General features: G+C 73.5%; 1 protein-coding gene. It reads left to right on the forward strand.

The annotated features are described in order from the left end of the window. A partial coding sequence (locus HY68_RS45635) for a type I polyketide synthase (RefSeq protein ID WP_041997462.1) occupies positions 1-4,492 on the forward strand: 4,492 nt, incomplete at both ends.

Raw genomic sequence — 4,492 nt, forward strand, 5'->3', positions numbered from 1 at the left:
GTGCGCCGGCGGACCGCCGGCGGCACGGGCGTCGGCCCGGAGTGGAGCGCCGGCGGCAGTGTGCTGATCACCGGCGGCACGGGTGGTCTGGGCGCCGTACTGGCACGGCACCTGGTGGTGGAACACGGAGTACGGCAGCTGCTGCTCGTCAGCCGCCGGGGCCAGGAGGCCGAGGGCGCGGCGGAGTTGGTGGCCGAACTCGGGGTGCATGGTGCCGAGGTCGCCGTCGAGGCGTGTGATGTGGCCGACCGTGAGGCGCTGGCCGCGCTGCTCTCCGCGCATTCCGTCTCCGCCGTGGTGCATACGGCCGGGGTGCTGGACGACGGTGTGGTCGGTTCGCTGACCCCTGAGCGGCTGGACACGGTGCTGCGTCCTAAGGCGGACGCGGCTTGGAATCTGCATGAGCTGACCCGTGATCTCGACCTGTCCGCGTTCGTGGTGTTCTCTTCCGTGGCCGGTCTGTTCGGCAGCGCGGGACAGGCCAACTACGCGGCGGGCAACGCCTTCCTGGACGCCCTGGTGGAGAGCCGGCGCGCCGAGTGCCTGCCCGGCGTGTCGCTGGCCTGGGGCCCGTGGGACAGCACCGGCGGCATGACCGGCGGCATGACCGGCGGTGTGACCGAGGACGACCTGCGGCGCATGGCCCGGTCCGGCATGCCCCCGCTGTCGGTCGAGCAGGGTGTCGCGCTGTTCGACGCGGCCCTGGCCACCGGCGAGGCGGCCGTGGCACCGGTGCGGCTGGACCTGGCCGTCCTGCGGTCGCAGGGCGAAGTCCCGCAGCTGCTGCGGTCGTTGATCCGTACCCGCTCCCGCAGGGCCGCCGTCGCCGGCTCCGCGACGGCGAACGATCTCGTCCAGCGGCTGAACCGGCTGGAGGAGACCGACCGGCACGACATGCTGCTGGACCTGGTCCGCGGCCAGGTCGCCCTCGTACTCGGCCATGCGAGCGGCGAGGACATCGACGCCGAACGCGCCTTCCGCGATTTGGGCTTCGACTCACTGACGGCCGTGGAGCTGCGGAACCGGCTCAACACGGCGACCGGGCTGCGGCTGCCCGCCACGCTCGTCTTCGACTACCCGACCGTGCGCAGTCTGGCCACCTACATCCTCGACGAACTGCTCGGCGCGGACGCCGCCGCGCCCGCCACCACCCGGACGGCGGCTGTGGCCGACGATCCGATCGTGATCGTGGGCATGAGCTGCCGCTACCCCGGCGGGGTGACCTCGCCGGAAGACCTGTGGCAGCTGGTGACCGAGGGCGGCGACGCGGTCTCCGGCTTCCCGGTCAACCGTGGCTGGGACGTCGAGTCGCTGTACCACCCGGACCCGGACCACGCGGGCACCGCGTACACCCGCTCGGGCGGATTCCTGCACGACGCGGGCGAGTTCGACCCGGAGTTCTTCGGGATGAGCCCCCGTGAGGCGCTGGCCACCGACTCGCAGCAGCGGCTGCTGCTGGAGGCGTCGTGGGAGGCCGTCGAGCGGGCGGGTGTCGACCCGCGGTCGCTGCGCGGCAGCGCGACCGGTGTGTTCGCCGGTGTGATGTACAGCGACTACAGCGCCGTACTGGCCGGCCCCGAGTTCGAGGGCTTCCGGGGCGGCGGCAGTTCGGCGAGCCTGGCGTCGGGCCGTGTCTCGTACACACTGGGACTCGAAGGGCCGGCCGTCACCGTCGACACCGCGTGCTCGTCGTCGCTGGTCGCCATGCACTGGGCCATCCAGGCCCTGCGCTCGGGTGAGTGCTCGCTCGCCCTGGCCGGCGGCGTCACCGTGATGTCGACACCGTCCGTGTTCGTGGAGTTCTCCCGGCAGGGCGGTCTGTCGCCCGACGGTCGCTGCAAGGCGTTCTCCGACTCCGCCGACGGGGTCGGCTGGTCCGAGGGCGTCGGCATGCTCGTCCTGGAGCGCCAGTCCGACGCGCTGCGCAACGGCCACCAGGTCCTCGCCGTCGTGCGCGGCAGCGCTGTGAACCAGGACGGCGCGTCCAACGGTTTGACGGCCCCCAACGGCCCGTCGCAGCAGCGGGTGATCCGCCAGGCGCTCGCCAGTGGCGGACTCGTCCCCGACGAGGTCGACGCCGTCGAGGCGCACGGTACGGGCACGACGCTGGGCGACCCGATCGAGGCGCAGGCGCTGCTCGCCACGTACGGCAGGGACCGGGACCCGGAGCGGCCGTTGCTGCTCGGGTCCGTGAAGTCCAACATCGGCCACACCCAGGCCGCCGCGGGCGTCGCCGGAATCATCAAGATGATCATGGCGATGCGGCACGGCAGCTTGCCCAGGACACTCCACGTCGACGCCCCCTCCTCCCACGTGGACTGGACCGAGGGCGCCGTCGAGCTGCTGACCGAGCAGACCGCCTGGCCGCAGGGCGACCGCCCGCGCCGCGCCGCCGTCTCCTCGTTCGGCATCAGCGGTACCAACGTCCACACCATCATCGAGCAGCCCGCGCCGGCGCCGGCGGCAGCACCCGCTGCCGGGACACCTGCCGGGACCGCGGCGCCCGCAGTCGTACCGTGGCTGATCTCGGGCCGCACCCGAGACGCCCTGCGCGGTCAGGCGGCGCGGCTGCTGTCGTACGTACGCGCACGGCCCGAACTCACCCTGCTGGACGGCGCGTTCTCGCTGGCCACCACCCGCTCGCAGTTCGACAGGCGCGCTGCGGTGGTGGCGGGGGACCGCGACTCGCTGCTGCGCGCGCTCACCGCGCTCGCCACCGGCAGGACCGACGCCGGGGTGGTCGAGGGCGAGGCCGCACGGCGCGGCAAGACAGCCCTGCTCTTCACCGGGCAGGGCAGCCAGCGGCCCGCCATGGGACGCGAACTGTACGAGTGCTTCCCGGCGTTCGCCGAAGCGCTCGACACCGTACTCGCCGAACTCGACCCGCTGCTCGACCGCCCGCTGCGCGACGTGCTGTTCGCCGCCGAGGGCACCGCTGAGGCCGCGCTGCTGGACGAGACGGGCTGGACCCAGCCCGCGCTGTTCGCCGTCGAGGTGGCGCTGTTCCGGCTCGTCCGGTCCTGGGGCGTCAAGCCCGACTTCGTCGCAGGGCATTCGATCGGTGAGATCGCGGCGGCCCACGTCGCCGGGGTGCTGTCCCTGCCGGACGCGTGCGCCCTGGTCGCCGCGCGCGGCAAGCTGATGCAGGCGCTGCCGGCCGGCGGTGCGATGGTCGCGGTGCGGGCCACCGAGGACGAGATCGTTCCCCTGCTCACCGACGGCGTGTCGGTCGCCGCCGTCAACGGCCCCACCTCTGTGGTGATCTCCGGCGACGAGGACGCGATTCTGGAGATCGCCGACTCGTTCGCCTCCCAGGGGCGCAAGACCAAGCGCCTGCGGGTGAGCCATGCCTTCCACTCGCCCCGGATGGCCGCGATGCTCGACGCGTTCCGCGAGGTCGCCGCAGGGCTGACCTTCACCGCGCCGGACATCCCGCTGATCTCCAACCTGACCGGACGGCAGGTCACGGACGAGCAGGTGTGCTCGCCCGACTACTGGGTCGCCCAGGTGCGCGAAGCCGTCCGCTTCGCCGACTGCGTACGGACCCTGCGCGACGCCGGCGTCACCACCTTCGTCGAAGTCGGCCCCGACGCACCGCTCACCGCGATGGCGCAGGACACGCTCGGCGACGAGTACGACGCCGAACTGGTCCCGCTGCTGCGCGCCGACCGCGCCGAGGAGACCGCCGTCACCACCGCGCTCGCCCGGCTCCAGGTGCACGGCGTCGGCGTGGACTGGCCCGCGTGGTTCGCCGGCAGCGGCGCCCGCCGCGTCGACCTGCCCACCTACGCCTTCCAGCACGAGTTCTACTGGCCGCAGACGCCCGCACTCGGCGCCCCGGCCACCACCGAGCTGGCCGACCCCGGCGACCAGCGCCTGTGGGCCGCGGTGGAGCGCGGCGACGCCGACGAACTGGCCACCATCCTCGGACTCGGCGACCAGGAGCACACCACCCTCGGCTCCCTGCTGCCCGCGCTGACCTCCTGGCGCCGCGGCAAGCAGGAGAAGACCCTGCTCGACTCCCAGCGCTACCGGGTTGAGTGGACCGCTCCGCGCAAGCCCGGTGCCCCGGTGCTGGACGGCACCTGGCTGGTCGTCAGCGCCGAGGAGTCCGAGGGCACCGCCGACACCGCCGACACCCTCTGCGACGACCTGGCGGGCGCGCTCAGCGCCCACGGCGCGCGGGTACGCCGGGTGGTGCTCGACGCCTCCTGCGCCGACCGTGCCGTACTGGCCGCGCGGCTCCAGGCCACCGAGGACTTCGACAGCACGGCGAACGTACTCTCCGTCCTCCCCGTGGACGAAAGCCCCAGCGCCGCGTACCCGCCGCTCACCAACGGGCTCGCGCTGACCGTCGCGCTCGTACAGGCCCTGGGCGACACCGGGTCGGCCGGACGGCTGTGGACGGCCACCCGGGGCGCCGTCTCGACCGGACCGGCCGACCCCGTCACCCGGCCCGTCCAGGCAGCCGCCTGGGGGCTCGGCCGGGCCG

It is taken from the genome of Streptomyces sp. AcH 505 (assembly GCF_000818175.1).
Lineage (GTDB): Bacteria > Actinomycetota > Actinomycetes > Streptomycetales > Streptomycetaceae > Streptomyces.